Here is a 19,658-nt window from a genome sequence, read left to right on the forward strand (position 1 = left end):
CGCGGAGGCACCGCCCCGCCCTGAGGCACCCTCGCGTCCCGACGCACCCGCGCATCCGGAGTCGCCACGGCGACCCGCCCCGCCGCGCGTGACCCCGCCTCCGCCTGCCCCGCGGTCGGTGACCCCGCAGCCTGCGCAGCCGCGGAGTGCGCCCGTCGAGGAGGACGACCTCGACACCGACTTCACGATGGCCCGCCCGGGCGCGTACACCCCGTCGTACCGCGACGAGGCCGGTCATGACGACGTCCGGACCCGCCCGTCGCAGGCTCATGGGTCCGAGTCGCCGGACGACGACTGGTGGCCCGGGGTCGACGATGTCGAGCCGGCCCAACAGACCCGGCGCCCGCCGCGCCGCAACCGCAAGAAGCGACGCATGGTCCTGGTGCTCGCCCTGGTGTTCATGCTGGCGCTGATCACCGGCGTGGGCTACTACGGACTGCGGGCCACCGGAATGCTCGAGTCGCGCAAGGACTATTCCACCGCCGCGGGCGCGGGTGATGTCGTCGTCGACATCCCCGACGACTCGACGCTCGCCGACTTCGGACGCATCCTCGTCGACGCCGATGTGGTCGGCAGCGTGCGCGCATTCGTCGACGCCGCCGACGGCCAGCCCATCTCGGGCGGCCTCTACAAGATGCGCACCCAGATCCCCGCCAGCACGGCTGTCGAGATGCTGACCGACGACGGGGCACAGCACCGCGTCGGTCGCGTGGTGATCCCGCCGGGCCTTCAGCTCGACTCCAAGACCGGTGTCGACGGCAAGGTCACGCCGGGCATTTTCCAGCTCATCGAGAACGCGACCTCGTTCTCTGTCAACGGACAGCAGGAAGGTGTCACCGTCGCCGACCTCGAGAAGGCGGCCGCCGGGGCGACCCCGGAGGAGCTCGGCGTGCCGGAGTGGGCACGGCGCAACGTCGTCGAGATGACCGGTGACCATCGGCGCATCGAGGGCCTCATCGCACCGACGACATGGGAACGCGTCGAGCCGGACCACACCGCGACCCAGATCCTGCAGGAGATGATCTCCCAGAGCGGAACGATGTTCCAGCAGTGGGGTCTCGTGGATCGCAACAACTCCGGGCTCGATCCATATCAGACGCTGATCGCCGCTTCGATCGTGGAACGCGAGGTGCGCCACGTCGAGGACGCGCCGAAGGTCGCACGCGTGATCCGCAACCGGCTCGATCGGGATCAGTTGTTGCAGATGGACTCGACGCAGAACTACACCGCCGACATCACCAACATCGACGTGCACGGTGAGGCGTACAAGGCCGACAACGAGTGGAACACCTACCGGTACAAGGGGTTACCGCCGACCCCGATCGCCGCGGTTGGCGTGCCCGCGCTGGAGGCGATGCTCGATCCGGCACCGGGTTCCTGGCTGTACTTCGTGACCGTCGACACCGCCGGGACCACGCTGTTCGCCGACACCTTCGAAGAACACAAGCGCAATCGCGAGGTCGCCTGCCGGAACAAGCTGGTGGCCACGGGATGTAGTCAGTGAGCAGCGTGCCTGTCGTGAACACCGCGCCCGTCCACACCCGTTCGCCGTACGGCGATCACCGTCGCGCAGCGGTTCTCGGCTCTCCGATCGCACATTCACGTTCGCCGCGTGTGCATCTCGCGGCGTACCGCGCGCTCGGGCTCCACGACTGGGGTTACGACCGCATCGAGTGCACGGCCGAGCAATTGCCCGACGTCGTCTCCGGGGCCGATCCCGACTTCATCGGTTTCTCGGTCACGATGCCCAACAAGCTGGCGGCGCTGGCGTTCGCCTCGGAACGGACCGAGCGTGCCGAGCTCGTCGGCTCGGCCAACACCCTGGTGCGGATCGAGGGCGGGTGGCGGGCCGACTGCACCGATGTCGACGGGATGGCCGGGGCGCTGACCGATCTCGCCGTCGATGCCGACATCGCCGCCGGGGCGGCGCCGATCGCCGTCGTCGTCGGGGCCGGCGGGACCGCGCTGCCGACGGTTCTGGCGCTCGCCGGTGCGGGCGTCACCGACCTCACCGTCGTCGCGCGTGATTCCGGACGCGCGACACCGGTTCTCGCGTTGTGTGAGCGACTGGGGATCGCCGGCCGCGTGTCCGCGTTCGAGCCCGGCCCCGAGCTGGATCGCGTCTGCAGCGGCGCGGCCGTGGTCGTGTCGACGGTGCCGGCCGAGGCGGCCGCGACGCTGGCGCCTTCGGTGGCGCTCGCGCCCAAAGTCGTCGATGTGATCTACGACCCGTGGCCGACGCCGCTCGCGACCACCGTGGGCGCCGCCGGCGGGCGGGTCGTCGGGGGATTGGTCATGCTCGTCAACCAGGCCTTTCGTCAGGTCGAACTGTTCACCGGACTGCCTGCCCCTCGCGATGTGATGGTCGAGGCGCTCACCGCCGCCGGCTGATCGGTTCCCGGACGCTCCCCAGGCCTCGTCGGTTGGGGATGGACGCCGCGAGGTGTCGGCCGCGGGCGGGACCCTTCGTCGATGACCGAGTTGTCGATCCTGGTGTGGCTGATCGCCGTCGCGGACACCGATGCGCGCACCCTGCGAATCCCCAACCGCCTCGTCTGGCCGGGAATCTGGGCGGTGGCGGTGGTGGGTGTCGTGCACCCGGAACCCGCAGTGGCCGCCGTCGTCGCCGCCGCGCCGTACGCGCTGTGCTTCGGCAGACGCTGGTGTGGGGGTGGTGACGTCAAGCTCGCCGCGGTCTGCGGCGGTCTCACCCTGAGGTGGGACGCGGCGCTGCTCATGGTCGCGGTGGCCGCGTCGTTGTCACTGGGCATCAGCGCGTACAGGGCTGTGACCCGCCGAGACACCGCCGCCCACGCCCACGGGCCGGTCCTCGTCGCCGCGACCGTGGTCGTCGCAGGCCTGCTGTGAGGTCTCGTCGGCGCCGCCGTCGGCCCGGCCGGACCCGCATGGAACAATCGATCACTGTGTTGCGCTGGATAACTGCCGGAGAATCCCACGGACCTGCCCTGGTCGCCATCGTCGAGGGCATGGTGGCCGGTGTCGAGGTCACCTCATCGGACATCGCCGAACAGCTGGCGCGCCGGCGCCTGGGCTACGGCCGTGGTGCGCGGATGAAGTTCGAGGCCGACAAGGTCACGGTGCTCGGTGGCGTCCGCCACGGCGAGACCATGGGCGGTCCGGTCGCGATCGAGATCGGCAACACCGAGTGGCCCAAGTGGGAGACCGTGATGGCGGCCGACCCGGTCGACGCCGCCGAACTCGAGGGCAGCGCCCGCAACGCGCCGCTCACCCGTCCCCGGCCCGGGCATGCGGACTACTCCGGAATGCTCAAGTACGGTTTCGACGACGCCCGACCGGTGCTCGAGCGGGCCAGTGCCCGCGAGACCGCCGCGCGTGTGGCCGCCGGTACGGTCGCCCGGAACTTCCTCCGGCAGGTGCTCGGCATCGACGTCGTCTCCCATGTCATCTCGATCGGCGCCAGCGATCCCTACGTCGGTCCGCCGCCGCGCATCTCCGACCTCGAGGCCATCGACGCCAGCCCGGTCCGGGCGTTCGACGCCGACGCCGAGGCGTCGATGATCGCCGAGATCGAGGCTGCGAAGAAGGACGGCGACACCCTCGGCGGCGTCGTGGAGATCGTCGCGACCGGTGTGCCGGTCGGCCTCGGGTCCCATGTCAGCGGTGAGACGCGTCTGGACGCACGCCTGGCCGCGGCCCTCATGGGTATCCAGGCGATGAAGGGCGTCGAGGTGGGCGACGGCTTCACCACCGCCCGGCGCCGCGGCAGCGAGGCGCACGACGAGATGGTCCCCGGTGCCGACGGCGTCCTGCGGTCGACCAACCGCGCGGGCGGCCTCGAAGGCGGCATGACCAACGGCGAGGACCTGCGGGTTCGGGTGGCGATGAAGCCCATCTCGACGGTGCCGCGCGCGCTCTCGACGGTCGACATGGCCACGGGGGAGACCGCGAGCGCCATCCACCAGCGTTCCGACGTGTGCGCCGTGCCCGCTGCCGGTGTCGTGGCCGAGGCGATGGTCGCGCTGGTCGTCGCGCAGGCCGCGCTCGAGAAGTTCGGGGGCGACTCGGTCACCGAGACCGCGGCCAACCTCCGCGCCTACCTGACCGCCGTCGAGGCGCGGCCGCCGCGCGCATGACACAGCCCCCGACCCCGGCGGTCCCGTCCCCGACGCGGGCGACGACGGGGAGGCGTCCGGCAGCGGTGCTGATCGGCTTCATGGGGGCCGGCAAGTCGACGGTCGGCCGGGTCCTCGCCGACCGGCTCGGTGTCGATTTCATCGACACCGACGTGGAACTCGTCCGCCGGACCGGGCGCAGCATTCCGGAGATCTTCGAGTCCGACGGCGTGGCCGCCTTTCGGACCATCGAAGAGAACGTGGTCACCGACGTCCTGGACAACCACGGTGGCGTCGTGTCACTCGGAGGCGGCGCGGTGACGACCCCCGGGGTACGCGACGCGCTCACCGATCAGCGGGTCGTCTACCTGCGCGTCTCGCCCGAGCGCGGGTACGCGCGGGTCTCCGGGACCGACCGCCCGCTCCTGGCGACCGGTGATCCCGCTGCGCGCTACGCGGAACTGCTCGCCGAACGAAGCGGCGTGTACACCTCGGTGTGCTCCTTCGAAGTGGACGCCGATCCCGATCCCGACACCGTCGCCGACGCCGTCGTCGTGCAACTCGCCCGTGAACTGATGTGAGGAAGCCGAGCATGTCCGAACCAGACCAGACCGGGATCGATCAGACCGGAACCGAACCCATCGCGATCCGGGTGAACGCCGGCGCACCGTACGACGTGACGATCGGCCGCGGTCTCCTCGGTGAGGTCGCCGCCGCCGCAGCGGGCGCCGACCGCATCGCCATCCTGTACCAGCCACCCCTTGGCAAAACGGCCGAGCAGGTGCGGGAATTCCTGGCGGGCAGGGGTTTCGACGCCCACCGGGTCGAGATCCCCGATGCCGAGGACGGCAAGGACCTGTCCGTCGCCTCCTTCTGCTGGGAGGTCTTCGGCCGTATCGGACTCAAGCGCAACGACAAGGTCATCAGCCTCGGCGGTGGCGCCGCGACCGACCTCGCGGGCTTCGTCGCCGCGACGTGGATGCGCGGCATCGGCGTCATCCACATCCCGACGACGCTGCTTGCGATGGTCGACGCGGCCGTCGGCGGCAAGACCGGTATCAACACCGAGGCGGGCAAGAACCTGGTCGGCTCGTTCCATGAGCCCGACGCGGTCCTCATCGACATCGGCACCCTGGAAACGGTGCCGCGCAACGAGATCGTCGCCGGCCTCGCCGAGGTCATCAAGACCGGCTTCATCGCCGACCCCGTGATCCTCGACATCATCGAGGCCGACCCCGAGGCCGCGCTGGATCCGACGGGCCAGGTCCTGCCGGAACTGATCCGTCGGTCGGTGCAGGTGAAGGCGAACGTGGTGTCGGCCGACCTCAAGGAATCCTCCCTGCGGGAGATCCTCAACTACGGGCACACGCTCGGTCACGCGATCGAGCGTCGCGAGCGGTACCGCTGGCGTCACGGTGCCGCGGTGTCGGTGGGTCTGGTCTTCGCCGCCGAACTCTCGCGCCTGGCCGGACGCCTCGACGACGCCACGGCGGATCGACACAAGGCCATCCTCGAGCTCGTGGGGCTGCCCACGACGTATGACCCGGATGCGTTCGGCGATCTCCTGCAGGGCATGGCGGGGGACAAGAAGAACCGGTCGGGTGTTCTGCGATTCGTGGTCCTGGACGGGCTCGCCAAGCCGGGCCGCCTGGAAGGGCCCGACCCCAGTCTGATCGCAGCCGCGTACTCCGCGGTGGCGGGCGGCCCGGCGGCGAAGAGCACCTCGGTACTCCTCTAGCCGCCGTACCGCTCCAGCCGCTGGTCGCCTCGGGCTGCGTCACCCGTCGCGGTCGATTCCGACCGCGACGGGCTCACCGGATCTGCTGGGTCGGCGCGTCGTCGGCGGTGGTGTCGCGACGAGTGCCGTCACCGTGATCCGCGTGCCGATCCTCGTGGACCGACCAGTCGTCGTCGGTGGCGTTCTTGTTCTGATCGCGTCGGACGAGGAAGCGGCCGATCGCGGCACCCACGAAGGCCGGGACGAAGACGAGCAGAGCGGTGAACGAGGCCCCCGCGATCAGTTCGATGAACAGGCTGGCCTGGCCGATGCCGGCGAGCACGACGGTGCCGAGGATCCAGGAGATCAGGCCGGCGAGCACACCCGCCAGAACGCCTGCCTGCAGCCACCGGACCGTCAGATCCTCGTAGTCGTCGGGATCGGGGTTGGCGCGGGCGTCGCGGATCCCGTCGTAGCCACCCCACAGCAGGGCCACGAGGACGACGGCGGCGATGGCGATGGTCCGCCAGATGGTGGAGTTCAGGGGAGCCTGCACCACCGCCACACCGAGCAACACACGGGCGAGGACGTGAACGGCGGTCATCGTCAGACCGCGCACCAACCACGAAGACATGCGCGTCATACTACGCACCACGGTGGTGACTGCGGACACACCTGGTCGATGTCGCGGTTCGCCCGGGGCGAGCACTCGCCGTAGCGTGGCAGGGTGCCGATCATCCACGACACCGCAGGCCGCCGTGACCGCCTCCGGTCGCAATTGAGATCCGCCGACGAGCCGGTCGCGGCTCTCGTCGTCTCCGACCTGGTCAATGTCCGATATCTGACCGGGTTCACCGGTTCGAACGCGGCCGTCCTGATCGACGCCGACGATCCGTCGGCCGACCGGGTGGCCACCGATGGCCGGTACATCACCCAGGTCGCCGCCCAGGTGCCCGACATCGCACCGGTCATCGAGCGGGCCTGCGTCCCGGCTCTCGTCGAACACGCCCGTGCGGCCGGCGCGCGGCGCATCGGCTTCGAGGCCGACACCGAGACGGTCGCGGCGCACCGTGCGCTGGCCGCCACGCTCGACGGGTCGGGCGTCGAGCTCGTCGGGCTGTCCGGGATCGTGCAGCGCCTGCGCGCGGTCAAGGACGCGGACGAGGTCGCCCTCCTGCGGGCGGCATGCGCCATCGGCGACGCGGCACTGGCGGCGATCATCGCCGACGGTGTCCTGCGTGCCGGTACCACCGAACGGGAGGCCGCGCGGGCACTCGAGTGGGAGATGTACCGGCTCGGCGCGGACGGGATCGCCTTCGAGACCATCGTCGCCGCGGGCGCTCACTCGGCGATCCCGCATCACCGGCCCACGCACACCGCGCTGGCCGACGGCGACTTCGTCAAGATCGATTTCGGCGCCGTCGTCGCCGGATACCACTCGGACATGACCCGCACGTTCGTCCTGCGCCGTGCGGCGGACTGGCAACGCGACCTCTACGACCTCGTTGCCACCGCACAGGAGGCGGGCCGTGACGCCCTCGTCCCCGGAGCCGAGCTGCGGGCCGTCGACGCCGCGGCCCGCGACGTCATCGCCGACGCGGGTCGGGGCGAGTATTACGTGCACGGCCTGGGCCACGGGGTGGGGCTGGAGATCCACGAAGCGCCGGGAATCGGCAAACTCGCGGCGGGTACACTGCCTTGCGGTGCAGCGGTCACCGTGGAGCCCGGTGTGTACCTGCCCGGATGGGGCGGGGTCCGGATCGAGGACACACTGGTGGTCACCGAGGGTGGCCCCGACCTGCTGACCGCCACCGACAAGACATTCACCGTCATCTGACTGCAAGGGAACGAATACCACATGGCATCCACCGCCGACTTCAAGAACGGCCTCGTGCTGCGCATGGACGACCAGCTCTGGCAGATCATGGAGTTCCAGCACGTCAAGCCGGGCAAGGGCCCCGCGTTCGTGCGCACCAAGATCAAGAACGTGCTGAGCGGCAAGACCGTCGACAAGACCTTCAACGCAGGGGTCAAGGTCGAGACCGCGACCGTCGATCGTCGTGACATGACCTTCCTCTACAACGACGGCACCGACTACGTGTTCATGGACTCGCAGGACTACGAGCAGTTCTCGCTCTCGCCGGCCACCGTCGGCGACGGCGCGCGCTTCCTGCTGGAGAACATGACCGTTCAGGTGTCGCTGAACGAGGGCAACCCGCTGTTCGTCGAATTGCCGGTCACCGTCGAGTTGATCGTCGCCCAGACCGATCCCGGCCTGCAGGGTGATCGCTCCACCGGCGGCACCAAGCCCGCCACCCTCGAGACCGGTGCCGAGATCCAGGTCCCGCTGTTCATCAACACCGGTGACAAGCTCAAGGTCGATTCGCGCGACGGCAGCTACCTCGGCCGCGTCAACTCCTGACCTGTGAAACAACCCGGAACCCGACACAAGGCGCGGCGTCGCGCCGTGGATCTGCTCTTCGAGGCGGAGGCCAAGGGCGTCAGTCCCGCGCAGCTGGTCACCGAGCGTCGTGAGTACGTCCGATCGGACGAGAGCGTCGGCTCGATCCACGACTACACGGCGACCGTGATCCAGGGGCTGGCCGACGATCAGTCCCAGATCGATGCGGTCATCTCGTCGTACCTGCGGGACTGGACCCTCGAACGGCTCCCCGCGGTCGACCGCGCCATCATGCGCCTGGCGACGTGGGAGCTGTTCAACTCCCTCGACGTCGACACGATCGTCGTCGTCGACGAGGCGGTGGAGCTCGCCAAGGAGTTGTCCACCGACGATTCGCCCGCCTTCGTCAACGGCGTGCTCGCGAAGATCGCCGAACTCGCCCCGCAGGTGCGGGCGGCTGCCGCGGCCGAGCCCGGCGGAGCCGCACCCGGGGGGCCGGAGAAGAACTGATCCGCACCGGGTGTGGCGTAGGTCGCGGGAATTCGTCCGCGTCGCCGCCCGGTGTAGAGTGTCGCGAGACAGACATCCTTTAACGATCCGTCCTGCGAGGCGGAGAAGGAGGTCGGCTTTGGCCAGCCCCGCTCCCAGGGTGCTGCTCGATGCCGCTGACGTGTCGCGCACGATTGCTCGTGTCGCGCACCAGGTGATCGAGAAGACTGCCCTGGACTCGCCCGACGCACCCCGCGTCGTTCTCATCGGAATCCCTACTCGCGGAACATCTCTGGCGACCCGCCTGGGCGCCAGGATCGGCGAGTTCGCGGGCGTGGACGTGCCCGTGGGTTCCCTCGACATCACGCTCTACCGCGACGATCTCCGCGGCAAACCGCACCGCCCGCTCGAACGGACCGTCGTGCCCGCCGGTGGCGTCGACAACGCCGTCGTGATCCTCGTCGACGACGTCCTGTTCTCGGGGCGGACCGTGCGCGCGGCGCTCGACGCGCTGCGCGACCTCGGACGTCCGGCCGCGGTACAGCTCGCGGTCCTCGTCGACCGCGGTCATCGCGAACTCCCGCTGCGCGCAGACTATGTCGGCAAGAACATCCCGACCGCCCGCGACGAACAGGTGTCGGTACATCTCGTCGAACACGACGGCGCCGACGAGGTCGTGCTGAGTTCCGCGTCCAATTCCTCTGCGTCTGATTCTCCTGCGACCGAGGGCGATTCGTGATGCGGCATCTGCTCTCGACACAGGACCTGAGTCGCGCGGACGCCACCGCGCTGCTCGATGACGCCGAACGCTTCGAGCAGGCGCTCACCGGGCGTGAGGTCCGCAAACTCCCGACGCTGCGCGGCCGCACCGTCATGACCGTCTTCTACGAGAACTCGACGCGCACCCGGGTCTCGTTCGAGGTCGCGGGCAAGTGGATGAGCGCCGACGTCATCAACGTCAGTGCCTCGAGTTCGTCTGCGGGCAAAGGGGAGTCGCTGCGCGACACGGTGAAGACCCTGCACGCCGCCGGCGCCGATGCGCTGATCGTCCGGCACCCGGCCTCGGGTGCGCCGGCCCAGATCGCCGACTGGACAACGTCTCCAGAAGGCGACGGGCCCGCCGTGATCAACGCCGGCGACGGAACACACGAGCATCCCACCCAGGCGCTGCTCGACGCCTTGACGCTGCGGCAGCGCCTCGGCTCACTCGACGGACGCCGCGTCGCGATCGTCGGCGACATCGTCCACTCCCGGGTGGCGCGGTCCAACGCCCACCTTCTCTCGACACTCGGCGCGGAGGTCGTTCTCGTCGCGCCGCCGACACTGCTGCCGGCCGGGGTCGAGGAGTGGCCGGTGAGTGTGTCGGGCAGCCTCGACGCCGAACTCCCCGCGGTCGACGCCGTGATGATGCTCCGGGTGCAGGCCGAGCGGATGAACGGCGGGTTCTTCCCCAGCGCCCGCGAGTACGCGGTGCGCTTCGGCCTCAACGACCGTCGGCTGTCGCTGCTGTCCGACGATGCCGTCGTCCTGCATCCGGGACCGATGTTGCGCGGCATGGAGATCGGCTACTCGGTGGCGGACTCACCCAAGGCCACCGTGCTGGAGCAGGTCCGCAACGGCGTGCACGTGCGCATGGCGGTGCTGTTCCGTCTGCTCGTGGGCTCCGATTCCGCGGGAGCCCATCTATGACCCCCTACGAGACCGTTCCAGGAGTCGAGAAGTGACCGCCGCCACCGGATCCGTCCCACCGACCGGGTCCGTCCTGCTCACCGCTGTCCGACCCTACGGCGAAGGCGATCCTGTCGATGTCCTCGTCGTCGACGGGGTCATCTCCGAGATCGCTTCCGGCATCACGGGTCCCGACGACGCGGAGGTGATCGACGGCAACGGTGGAGTCCTGCTGCCGGGTTTCGTCGACCTCCACACCCACCTGCGCGAACCGGGGCGTGAGGACACCGAGACCATCCGGTCGGGTTCGGCGGCCGCCGCCCTCGGCGGCTACACCGCGGTGTTCGCGATGGCCAACACCAGTCCGGTGGCCGACAACTCGACGGTCACCGACAACGTGTGGCGCTCGGGTCGCGAGGTCGGGCTCGTCGACGTCTACCCGGTCGGCGCGGTGACGGTCGGACTCGGGGGCAAGCAGCTCGCCGAGATGGGCATGATGGCCGCCGGCGCCGCGGGGGTGCGGATGTTCAGCGACGACGGCAAATGCGTCGACGACCCGCTGCTCATGCGCCGTGCGCTCGAGTACGCCACCGGACTGGGCGTCCTCATCGCCCAGCACGCGGAAGAGCCGCGGTTGACCGTCGGTGCCGTCGCGAACGAGGGTCCGACCGCCTCCCGACTCGGCCTCGCCGGGTGGCCGCGCGCCGCCGAGGAGTCGATCGTCATCCGCGACGCGCTGCTCGCACGCGACGCGGGTGCGCGCATCCACATCTGCCACGCCTCGACCGAGGGAACCGTCGAGTTGCTGCGCTGGGCGAAAGACCAGGGCATTGCGATCACCGCGGAGGTGACGCCGCACCATCTGCTTCTCGACGACTCGGTCCTGCACACCTACGACCCGGTGAACAAGGTCAATCCGCCGTTGCGTGAGGTCCGTGACAAGCACGCGTTGCGACAGGCGCTGGCCGAGGGCATCGTCGACTGCGTGGCGACCGATCACGCGCCGCACGCCTCGCAGGAGAAGTGCTGCGAGTTCGCCCAGGCCAAGCCCGGCATGCTCGGCCTGCAGACGGCGCTGCCGATCATCGTCGAGACGCTCGTGAAGCCCGGTCTGCTCGACTGGCGCGGGGTGGCCCGTGTCATGAGCGAGCGGCCGGCGCAGATCGTCGAGCTCACCGACCAGGGGCGTCCCATCGCAGTCGGAGAACCCGCGAACCTCACCGTGGTCGACCCGGAGGCTTCGTGGGTGGTGCGTGGACGCGAGCTGGCGAGCCTGTCGGACAACACCCCGTTCGAGACGATGACGATGCCGGCCTCGATCACGGCCACCGTGCTGCGCGGGATCGTCACCGCACGCGACGGGCAGGTGACCCGATGAGCATCGCATCGAGGCGCGGGACGATCCCGGCACTCCTCGCGGTGCTGGTGGTCGCCTCGGTGATCGCCACCGTCCTCGGATACGGCAAAATAGTCTTCAACGCGTGGTTCATCGGAGTGGTCGCGCTGCTCGCGATCGGTGTGGTGTCGGTCTTCTATCTCCTGGCGACCGGTAACCAGAAGAAGGTCGCAGCCCAGGAGGCCGTGATCGGCGAGCTGCCCGTGTGCCCCGCGGACCCGGGCGCGGTCCTGCGAGGCCCGGACACCGGCCTGTATCTCGGCAGCACCATCGCACCGAGTTGGCAGAACCGGGTGACCGTGGGCGACATCGGCGATCGGGCGTCGTCGGTGCTGACCGAGTTCGAGAGCGGCGTCCTCATCGCCCGCCAGGGTGCGAGCGACATCTGGATACCCCGCTCATCGATCACCGCGGTCCGGACCGAACGCGGGATCGCGGGCAAGGTGATGACCGCGGACGGAGTGCTCGCGATCCGCTGGGTCCTGCCCAGCGGCACCGAGATCGACTCCGGGGTGCGCGCCGACGACAAATCGATCTACCCCGGCTGGGTGAACGCCTTCGCCGGGACGCATGACAGTGGACACGGTCCACAGGGACAAGGGGCACAGGAATGAACACAGCGGTCTTGGTGCTGGAGAACGGTCAGGTGTTCACCGGCCGGAGCTACGGCGCAGTCGGCGAGACCCTTGGCGAGGCGGTGTTCTGCACCGCGATGACCGGCTATCAGGAGACCCTGACCGATCCGAGCTATCACCGGCAGATCGTCGTGGCCACCGCGCCGCAGATCGGGAACACCGGCTGGAACGACGAGGACGGGGAGAGCACCGGCAGTGCCGGCAGCACGGACCTCGACGGTGACTCGGGCAAGATCTGGGTCGCCGGGTACGCCGTGCGCAATCCCACCCGACGCGTCTCCAACTGGCGAGCGACCACCTCACTCGAGGACGAACTGACCAAGCAGGGGATCGTCGGGATCGGGGGCATCGACACCCGGACGGTCGTGCGCATCCTGCGAGACCACGGCTCGATGAAGGCGGGCATCTTCTCCGGTCCGGCACTTGCCGACACCGACGAATTGATCGACCGGGTGCGCAACCAGCCGGACATGAAGGGCGCCCGTCTCGCCGACGAGGTCACCACCAGCGACGGCTACGTCGTCGAGCCCATCGACCAGCACCGGTTCACGGTGGCCGCCATCGACCTGGGGATCAAGACCAACACACCCCGCATGTTCGCCGAACGCGGAGTGCGGACCCATGTGCTGCCCGCGACGGTCGCACTCGAGGCGATCGCCGACCTCAAGCCCGACGGTGTCTTCCTCTCCAACGGTCCGGGCGACCCGGCCACCGCCGACGACGTCGTGGAACTCACCCGCGGGGTACTCGGCCAGGACATCCCGCTGTTCGGCATCTGCTTCGGCAACCAGATCCTGGGCCGCGCGCTCGGCCGCTCGACCTACAAGATGAAGTTCGGTCACCGCGGCATCAACATCCCGGTCGTCGATCACGCCACCGGCAAGGTCTCGATCACCTCGCAGAATCACGGCTTCGCACTCGAAGGTGAGGCGGGGGAGGAGTTCGACTCCGACTTCGGCCGCGCCCGGGTCAGCCACGTCTGCGCCAATGACGGCACCGTGGAGGGCGTCGAGCTGCTCTCCGGTCGCGCCTTCTCCGTGCAATACCACCCGGAAGCGGCCGCCGGACCCCACGATGCCGCGTATCTGTTCGACAAATTCGTCACCCTGCTCGAGGGCGACGAAGAGAAAGGAACGAGGGCCTGATGCCGCGCCGCGAAGACATCAACCACGTCCTGGTCATCGGCTCCGGACCGATCGTCATCGGCCAGGCCTGCGAATTCGACTACTCCGGGACCCAGGCGTGCCGTGTGCTCAAGGCCGAAGGCCTGCGCGTGTCCCTGGTGAACTCCAACCCGGCGACGATCATGACCGACCCGGAGTTCGCCGACGCCACCTACATCGAGCCGATCACGGCCGAGTACGTGGAGAAGGTCATCGAGGCCGAACGCGACGCCGGGCACCCCATCGACGCGGTGCTGGCCACCCTCGGCGGGCAGACCGCGCTGAACACCGCTGTCGCACTTCATGATCGGGGTTCGCTGGAGAAGTACGACATCGAACTGATCGGTGCCGACTTCGACGCGATCCAGCGCGGCGAGGACCGCCAGATGTTCAAGGACATCGTGGAGAAGGTCGGCGGCGAGAGCGCCCGGTCGCGGGTCTGCCACAGCATGGACGAGGTGCGCGACACCGTCGCCGAACTCGGCTTCCCGGTGGTCGTCCGACCCTCGTTCACCATGGGTGGCCTCGGTTCCGGCATGGCCTACGACGACGCGGACCTCGACCGCATCGCCGGCGGCGGCCTGGCCGCGTCGCCGACGGCGAACGTCCTCATCGAGGAGTCGATCCTCGGGTGGAAGGAATACGAACTCGAGCTGATGCGCGACAACCGCGACAACGTCGTGGTCGTCTGCTCGATCGAGAACCTCGATCCGGTCGGTGTGCACACCGGCGACTCGGTGACCGTCGCCCCGGCGATGACGCTGACCGACCGCGAGTACCAGATCATGCGTGACCTCTCCATCGACATCCTCCGCGAGGTCGGCGTCGACACGGGTGGTTGCAACATCCAGTTCGCCCAGGACCCGCGCGACGGCCGGCTCGTCGTCATCGAGATGAACCCGCGAGTGTCGCGCTCGTCGGCGCTGGCGTCGAAGGCCACCGGCTTCCCGATCGCGAAGATCGCCGCCAAGCTCGCCATCGGCTACAGCCTCGACGAGATCGTGAACGACATCACCAAGGAGACCCCGGCCTGCTTCGAGCCGACGCTCGACTACGTGGTGGTCAAGGCTCCGCGGTTCGCGTTCGAGAAGTTCCCGGGCGCCGACGACACCCTCACCACCACCATGAAGTCGGTGGGGGAGGCGATGAGCCTCGGCCGCAGCTTCGCCGAGGCGCTCGGCAAGGTCATGCGCTCGCTCGAGACCAAGGCCGGTGGATTCTGGGCCGAGCCGAACCGCCCGGACCCGGCCACGGTCGACCTGCCCGCGCTGCTGGAGGACATCAAGACCCCGAAGGACGGTCGGCTGTACAAGCTGATGCTGGCCTTCGACGCGGGAGCGACGATCGAGGACCTCTACGAGGCCACCGCGATCGACCCGTGGTTCCTCGCCGAGATCGGGGGCATCGCCGCGCTGGGAGCAGAGCTGCGCGACGCCGACACCCTCGACGAGGCCCTGCTCCGCGAGGCCAAGTCGACTGGCTTCTCGGACCGTCAGATCGCGGCGCTGCGTACAGATTTCGCCGACGAGGCGGCCGTGCGCGCACATCGGATCGAGCTGGGCGTGCGTCCGGTCTACAAGACCGTGGACACCTGCGCGGCCGAGTTCGAGGCGAAGACGCCGTACCACTACTCGAGCTACGAGCTCGACCCGGCGGCGACCAGCGAGATCGCACCGCAGACCGATCGGGAGAAGGTCCTGATCCTGGGGTCGGGTCCCAACCGCATCGGACAGGGCATCGAGTTCGACTACTCGTGTGTGCACGCCGCGCTCACGTTGTCGGACGCCGGGTACGAGACCGTGATGGTCAACTGCAACCCGGAGACCGTGTCGACGGACTACGACACCGCAGATCGCCTGTACTTCGAGCCGCTGACCTTCGAGGACGTGCTCGAGGTGTATCACGCGGAGTCGCAGTCGGGGACGGTCGCCGGAGTCATCGTGCAGCTCGGCGGTCAGACCCCGCTCGGACTGGCACATCGGCTCGAGGAGGCCGGCGTACCCATCGTCGGGACCAGCCCGGCCGCCATCGACCTGGCCGAGGATCGCGGCGAGTTCGGCAAGGTCCTCACCGCTGCCGGGCTACCGGCACCGGCGTTCGGTACCGCGACGAGCTTCGCCGAGGCGCGCGACACGGCCGCACGGATCGGTTATCCGGTGCTCGTCCGGCCGTCGTACGTTCTCGGTGGACGCGGCATGGAGATCGTCTACGACGAGAAGTCCCTGGAGGACTACATCTCTCGGGCGACGGAGTTGACGCCGGATCACCCGGTGCTGGTCGACCGGTTCCTCGAGGACGCGGTGGAGATCGACGTCGACGCCCTGTGCGACGGTGACGAGGTCTACATCGGCGGCGTGATGGAACACATCGAGGAGGCCGGCATCCACTCCGGCGACTCCGCCTGTGCGTTGCCGCCGGTGACCCTCGGGCGCGCCGACCTGGAGATGGTGCGGACGTCGACCGAGGCGCTGGCCAAGGGCATCGGCGTGAAGGGGCTGCTCAACGTCCAGTACGCGCTGAAGGACGACATCCTCTACGTGCTCGAGGCGAATCCGCGTGCGAGCCGGACGGTTCCGTTCGTCTCCAAGGCGACCGCGGTACCCCTCGCGAAGGCGTGTGCCCGGGTCATGCTCGGCGCATCGATCGCCGACCTGCGCGAGCAGGGCATCCTGCCCGCAACGGGCGACGGGGGCGAGGCCCCGGCCACCGCACCGATCTCGGTGAAAGAAGCGGTCCTCCCGTTCAACCGGTTCCGGCGACACGACGGAAGCGGCGTCGACAACCTGCTCAGCCCCGAGATGAAGTCGACCGGTGAGGTCATGGGCATCGACGCCGACTTCGGGCGCGCCTTCGCCAAGTCGCAGACCGCCGCCTACGGGTCTCTGCCCACCAGCGGCAAGATCTTCGTGTCGGTGGCCAACAAGGACAAGCGGGCGCTGATCTTCCCGGTCAAGCACCTCGCCGACCTCGGCTTCGAGATCCTGGCCACCGAGGGCACCGCGGACGTGCTGCGCCGCAACGGGATCAAGTGTGAGACGGTGCGCAAGCACTTCGAGGCCGCCGAGGGTCAGCGGACCATCGTCGACATCATCCGGGGCGGCGAGGTGACGATGGTCATCAACACCCCGTACGGCAACTCCGGTCCGCGTGTCGACGGCTACGAGATCCGGAGCGCAGCGGTGTCGGTCAACATCCCGTGCATCACCACGGTGCAGGGTGCCTCCGCCGCCGTGCAGGGCATCGAGGCCGCGATGACCGGCGACATCGGCGTCCGGTCGCTGCAGAACCGCCACGCGGAACTGGCCGGGCGGTCGTGATCGACGCGCCCGGGTTCGGTGACCGCTACGCACATGTGGTCGCCGAGCGCGGGCGTCTGTGTGCGGGGATCGATCCACACGCGACGCTGCTGGAGGAGTGGGGGCTGCCGGTCACCGTCGACGGCCTGTCCCGCTTCGCCGACATCTGCGTCGACTCGCTCGGGCCGGTGGCCGCGGTGATCAAACCGCAGGTCGCGTTCTTCGAGCCGTTCGGCGCGGCCGGTTTCGCGGTGCTCGAACGGGTCATCGCGGGCTGCCGGGATGCGGGTGCGCTGGTGATCGCCGACGCCAAACGCGGTGACATCGGATCGACCATGGCCGCCTACGCGCAGGCGTGGTTGTCGGAGACGTCGCCGCTGTGCGCCGACTCGGTGACCGCGTCGCCGTATCTCGGCTACGAGTCCCTCCGCCCCGCGCTCGACCTCGCTCGCGAGGGCTCCCGCGGAGTGTTCGTGCTGGCTCGGACCTCCAACCCCGAGGGCGGCGACATCCAGCGGGCGCGAGCGGGGGAGCAGACGGTCGCGCAGTCGATCGTCGATGCCGCGGCAGGCGAGAACGCCGACGGTAGCGCCACGGTCGGACTGGTCGTCGGGGCCACGCGTGAACACGGCCTGGATCTTGCGGACCTTCGCGGCCCGATCCTGGCGCCGGGACTGGGCGCTCAGGGGGCGACCCCGGCCGATCTGCCGGTGGTCTTCGACGGCGCCGATCCGGCCTGGGTGCTGCCCGCGAGTTCGCGCGGGGTTCTTCGCGCCGGGCCGGACCCGACCTCGTTGCGCGACGCGTTCGTCAGGACCCGAGACGAGGTCGAGGCCGCATTCGGCTGAGATGTTTTCGGCAGAGTGCGGGATCGGTGTCGGTTGTCGGCACCGATCCCACACGTCGAGGAGGTGCCGGCCCGGGGCGTCGCCCCTGGGTCCGGACGACGCGCGACACGCGCGGTGCGGTGTCGAATTCCCGACGATCTTCGACACATCACACTTGTCACACGCGTCTCATCATTTCGACCGGCGGCTCACGGGTCGTTCGCATGGCTATCGATACCGCGTCGAGTCTCGGCTGTGCTGACCTGCGGAAACAGCGCATAATGCGTAGTCAGAAGCGCGCGGTTCCTGATGAATTCCCGCTGTGCTCACCTGAACGCACACCGGGCCCTACAACATGAGAAAACGCCGCGAAAACGGGGGGTCGCACTCGCAAATGCCTGCTCACGTGGGTACGGTCGCAATCGCCGCCAACATTCCAATGGCGTCGGCCGGGTGCAGACCCGGTCGATACGCCGGGGATGGCGACCCAGCCGAGGTCGCACGGCACAGCGCCTCGGACGCCCCCGGGCGAACGATGCAGTCCCAATCGAGAACGAAAGACGGAGGAACCCGTGGCCCTTCCCCAGTTGACCGATGAGCAGCGCGCCGCTGCGTTGGAGAAGGCAGCTGCCGCTCGTCGCGTCCGCGCGGAGCTCAAGGAGCGCCTCAAGCGCGGTGGCACCGATCTCCAGCAGGTGCTCAAGGATGCCGAGAACGACGAGATCCTGGGCAAGATGAAGGTCTCGGCTCTGCTCGAGGCCCTGCCCAAGGTCGGCAAGGTCAAGGCGCAGGAGATCATGACCGAGCTCGAGATCGCCCCGACCCGCCGCCTGCGCGGTCTCGGCGACCGTCAGCGCAAGGCTCTGCTCGAGAAGTTCAGCTCCTGAGCGTGAGCAGCCGAACCGAAAACGGCAGCGTGCCGCAACCGTGGACCGGTCGGTGACCGACCGGCGAGACCACGCGGGAACCGCACGCACGAGGGGTCGACTGATTGTCTTGGTCGGCCCCTCGGCCGTCGGTAAGTCCACTGTGGTCGCCAAGGTGTGCGCCGCGCTCCCCGAGGTGTACTTCAGCGTCTCCGCCACGACGCGGGGTCCGCGCCCCGGCGAGGTCGACGGTCGCGACTACCACTTCGTCTCGGCCGAGGAGTTCGACCGGATGATCGCCGGTGACGAGCTCCTCGAGTGGGCGGAGATCCACGGTGGCCTGCAACGATCCGGCACCCCGATCGCCCCCGTGCTCGCCGCACTGGAAGCCGGAAAGCCCGTACTCGTGGAGGTCGACCTGGTCGGTGCGCGCAACGTGGTCGCCCGACTCCCCGAGGCCGTCACCGTCTTTCTCGCCCCGCCCAGCTGGGACGAACTCGTCGCGCGACTGACCGGTCGAGCGACCGAGACTCCCGAGGCAATCGAGCGCCGACTGGGCACCGCCCGCACCGAGATGGCCGCCCAGGACGAGTTCGACCACGTCATCGTGAACAGCGAAGTCGACCAGGCGGCCGATGAGTTGGTATCCTTGCTGGTCGGACCCGAACAGCCCACCGCGCCCGCGACCTGACGGCCCTCCAGACCAGAGCTTCAACCGCCGATCGACCCTGGACAACGGTTCAGACGCCCGGCACCCCCAGACCTCGACGCAGGAGTTTGTGTGAGCACCCCGACCAACCTCGACATCACCGACATCGCCGACGCACCGGCATACGACACGCCGCTGGGTATCACCAATCCGCCGATCGACGATCTCCTCGATCGCGCTTCGTCGAAGTATGCGCTCGTCATCTACGCAGCCAAGCGTGCGCGTCAGATCAACGACTACTACAACCAGCTCGGCGACGGGATCCTGGAATACGTCGGACCGCTCGTCGAGCCCGGCCTGCAGGAGAAGCCCCTCTCGATCGCGATGCGTGAGATCCACTCCGACCTCCTCGAGCACACCGAGGGCGAATAGTCCTCGGCCCGGCGGCTATCTGTAA

Annotated in this window: 20 protein-coding genes; 19 read left to right on the forward strand and 1 reads right to left on the reverse strand. The window is 68.9% G+C overall.

Annotated features, from left to right (window positions below; genetic code table 11):
• The 6 genes from mltG to aroB all read left to right on the forward strand — a co-directional run.
• Positions 1 to 1,504, forward strand: a 1,504-nt coding sequence (gene mltG / locus MAY35_RS15990) for an endolytic transglycosylase MltG (protein ID WP_245404164.1), incomplete at its 5' end; no start/stop codon positions are given.
• A 14-nt stretch (positions 1,505 to 1,518) separates the two neighbouring features.
• Positions 1,519 to 2,391: a shikimate dehydrogenase gene (locus tag MAY35_RS15995; protein WP_238422296.1), complete on the forward strand. Its 873-nt coding sequence runs from the start codon at positions 1,519 to 1,521 to the stop codon at positions 2,389 to 2,391.
• Between the two features lie 81 nt (positions 2,392 to 2,472).
• Entirely contained in the window at positions 2,473 to 2,868 is a 396-nt protein-coding gene (locus MAY35_RS16000) for an A24 family peptidase (protein ID WP_238422297.1), read from the forward strand.
• Positions 2,869 to 2,906: 38 nt separating this feature from the next.
• Positions 2,907 to 4,115: a chorismate synthase gene (aroC, locus tag MAY35_RS16005; protein WP_238422298.1), complete on the forward strand. Its 1,209-nt coding sequence runs from the start codon at positions 2,907 to 2,909 to the stop codon at positions 4,113 to 4,115.
• Positions 4,112 to 4,675: a shikimate kinase gene (locus MAY35_RS16010; RefSeq protein ID WP_238422299.1), complete on the forward strand. Its 564-nt coding sequence runs from the start codon at positions 4,112 to 4,114 to the stop codon at positions 4,673 to 4,675. The genes aroC and MAY35_RS16010 overlap by 4 nt, the downstream gene beginning before the upstream one ends.
• 11 nt (positions 4,676 to 4,686) lie before the next feature.
• Positions 4,687 to 5,832 carry a 3-dehydroquinate synthase gene (gene aroB, locus MAY35_RS16015; RefSeq protein WP_238422300.1) on the forward strand — a complete coding sequence of 382 codons (1,146 nt, stop codon included), beginning with the start codon at positions 4,687 to 4,689 and terminating at the stop codon, positions 5,830 to 5,832.
• Positions 5,833 to 5,905: 73 nt separating this feature from the next.
• Here aroB and MAY35_RS16020 read toward each other — a convergent pair whose 3' ends face one another.
• Positions 5,906 to 6,445 (reverse strand): B-4DMT family transporter, encoded by a 540-nt coding sequence (locus tag MAY35_RS16020; protein WP_238422301.1) that lies wholly within the window; start codon positions 6,443 to 6,445, stop codon positions 5,906 to 5,908.
• A 93-nt stretch (positions 6,446 to 6,538) separates the two neighbouring features.
• On the opposite strand from MAY35_RS16020, the gene MAY35_RS16025 reads away from it, so the two are divergent.
• The 13 genes from MAY35_RS16025 (at position 6,539) to rpoZ (ending at position 19,633) form a co-directional block, all read left to right on the forward strand.
• Positions 6,539 to 7,648, forward strand: a complete 1,110-nt coding sequence (locus MAY35_RS16025; protein ID WP_238422302.1) for a Xaa-Pro peptidase family protein — start codon at positions 6,539 to 6,541, stop codon at positions 7,646 to 7,648.
• 21 nt (positions 7,649 to 7,669) lie between these two features.
• Positions 7,670 to 8,233 (forward strand): elongation factor P, encoded by a 564-nt coding sequence (efp, locus tag MAY35_RS16030; RefSeq protein WP_238422303.1) that lies wholly within the window; start codon positions 7,670 to 7,672, stop codon positions 8,231 to 8,233.
• Between the two features lie 3 nt (positions 8,234 to 8,236).
• Positions 8,237 to 8,722: a transcription antitermination factor NusB gene (gene nusB / locus MAY35_RS16035; RefSeq protein WP_238422304.1), complete on the forward strand. Its 486-nt coding sequence runs from the start codon at positions 8,237 to 8,239 to the stop codon at positions 8,720 to 8,722.
• Positions 8,723 to 8,840: 118 nt separating this feature from the next.
• On the forward strand, positions 8,841 to 9,440 hold the full coding sequence (pyrR, locus tag MAY35_RS16040; RefSeq protein WP_238422305.1) for a bifunctional pyr operon transcriptional regulator/uracil phosphoribosyltransferase PyrR: 600 nt from the start codon (positions 8,841 to 8,843) through the stop codon (positions 9,438 to 9,440).
• Positions 9,440 to 10,390: an aspartate carbamoyltransferase catalytic subunit gene (locus MAY35_RS16045; RefSeq protein WP_238422306.1), complete on the forward strand. Its 951-nt coding sequence runs from the start codon at positions 9,440 to 9,442 to the stop codon at positions 10,388 to 10,390. Before pyrR ends, MAY35_RS16045 begins: the two co-directional genes overlap by 1 nt.
• Before the next feature lie 31 nt (positions 10,391 to 10,421).
• The gene (locus MAY35_RS16050; RefSeq protein WP_238422307.1) at positions 10,422 to 11,747 is read left to right on the forward strand and encodes a dihydroorotase; all 1,326 of its coding nucleotides are present in this window, start codon (positions 10,422 to 10,424) and stop codon (positions 11,745 to 11,747) included.
• On the forward strand, positions 11,744 to 12,379 hold the full coding sequence (locus MAY35_RS16055) for a hypothetical protein (RefSeq protein ID WP_238422308.1): 636 nt from the start codon (positions 11,744 to 11,746) through the stop codon (positions 12,377 to 12,379). Before MAY35_RS16050 ends, MAY35_RS16055 begins: the two co-directional genes overlap by 4 nt.
• The gene (gene carA, locus MAY35_RS16060) at positions 12,376 to 13,545 is read left to right on the forward strand and encodes a glutamine-hydrolyzing carbamoyl-phosphate synthase small subunit (protein WP_238422309.1); all 1,170 of its coding nucleotides are present in this window, start codon (positions 12,376 to 12,378) and stop codon (positions 13,543 to 13,545) included. Before MAY35_RS16055 ends, carA begins: the two co-directional genes overlap by 4 nt.
• Positions 13,545 to 16,880 carry a carbamoyl-phosphate synthase large subunit gene (carB, locus tag MAY35_RS16065; RefSeq protein ID WP_238422310.1) on the forward strand — a complete coding sequence of 1,112 codons (3,336 nt, stop codon included), beginning with the start codon at positions 13,545 to 13,547 and terminating at the stop codon, positions 16,878 to 16,880. Before carA ends, carB begins: the two co-directional genes overlap by 1 nt.
• Entirely contained in the window at positions 16,877 to 17,707 is an 831-nt protein-coding gene (pyrF, locus tag MAY35_RS16070; protein WP_238422311.1) for an orotidine-5'-phosphate decarboxylase, read from the forward strand. The genes carB and pyrF overlap by 4 nt, the downstream gene beginning before the upstream one ends.
• A gap of 551 nt (positions 17,708 to 18,258) precedes the next feature.
• Positions 18,259 to 18,573 carry an integration host factor, actinobacterial type gene (gene mihF, locus MAY35_RS16075; RefSeq protein ID WP_004021989.1) on the forward strand — a complete coding sequence of 105 codons (315 nt, stop codon included), beginning with the start codon at positions 18,259 to 18,261 and terminating at the stop codon, positions 18,571 to 18,573.
• Positions 18,574 to 18,625: 52 nt separating this feature from the next.
• A complete protein-coding gene (gmk, locus tag MAY35_RS16080) occupies positions 18,626 to 19,243 on the forward strand; it encodes a guanylate kinase (RefSeq protein ID WP_374237967.1) in 618 nt (205 codons plus the stop codon).
• A gap of 90 nt (positions 19,244 to 19,333) precedes the next feature.
• Entirely contained in the window at positions 19,334 to 19,633 is a 300-nt protein-coding gene (gene rpoZ / locus MAY35_RS16085; RefSeq protein WP_238422313.1) for a DNA-directed RNA polymerase subunit omega, read from the forward strand.
• Positions 19,634 to 19,658 lie beyond the last annotated feature (25 nt).

The organism is Gordonia sp. 'Campus' (assembly GCF_022206305.1).
Classification (GTDB): domain Bacteria; phylum Actinomycetota; class Actinomycetes; order Mycobacteriales; family Mycobacteriaceae; genus Gordonia.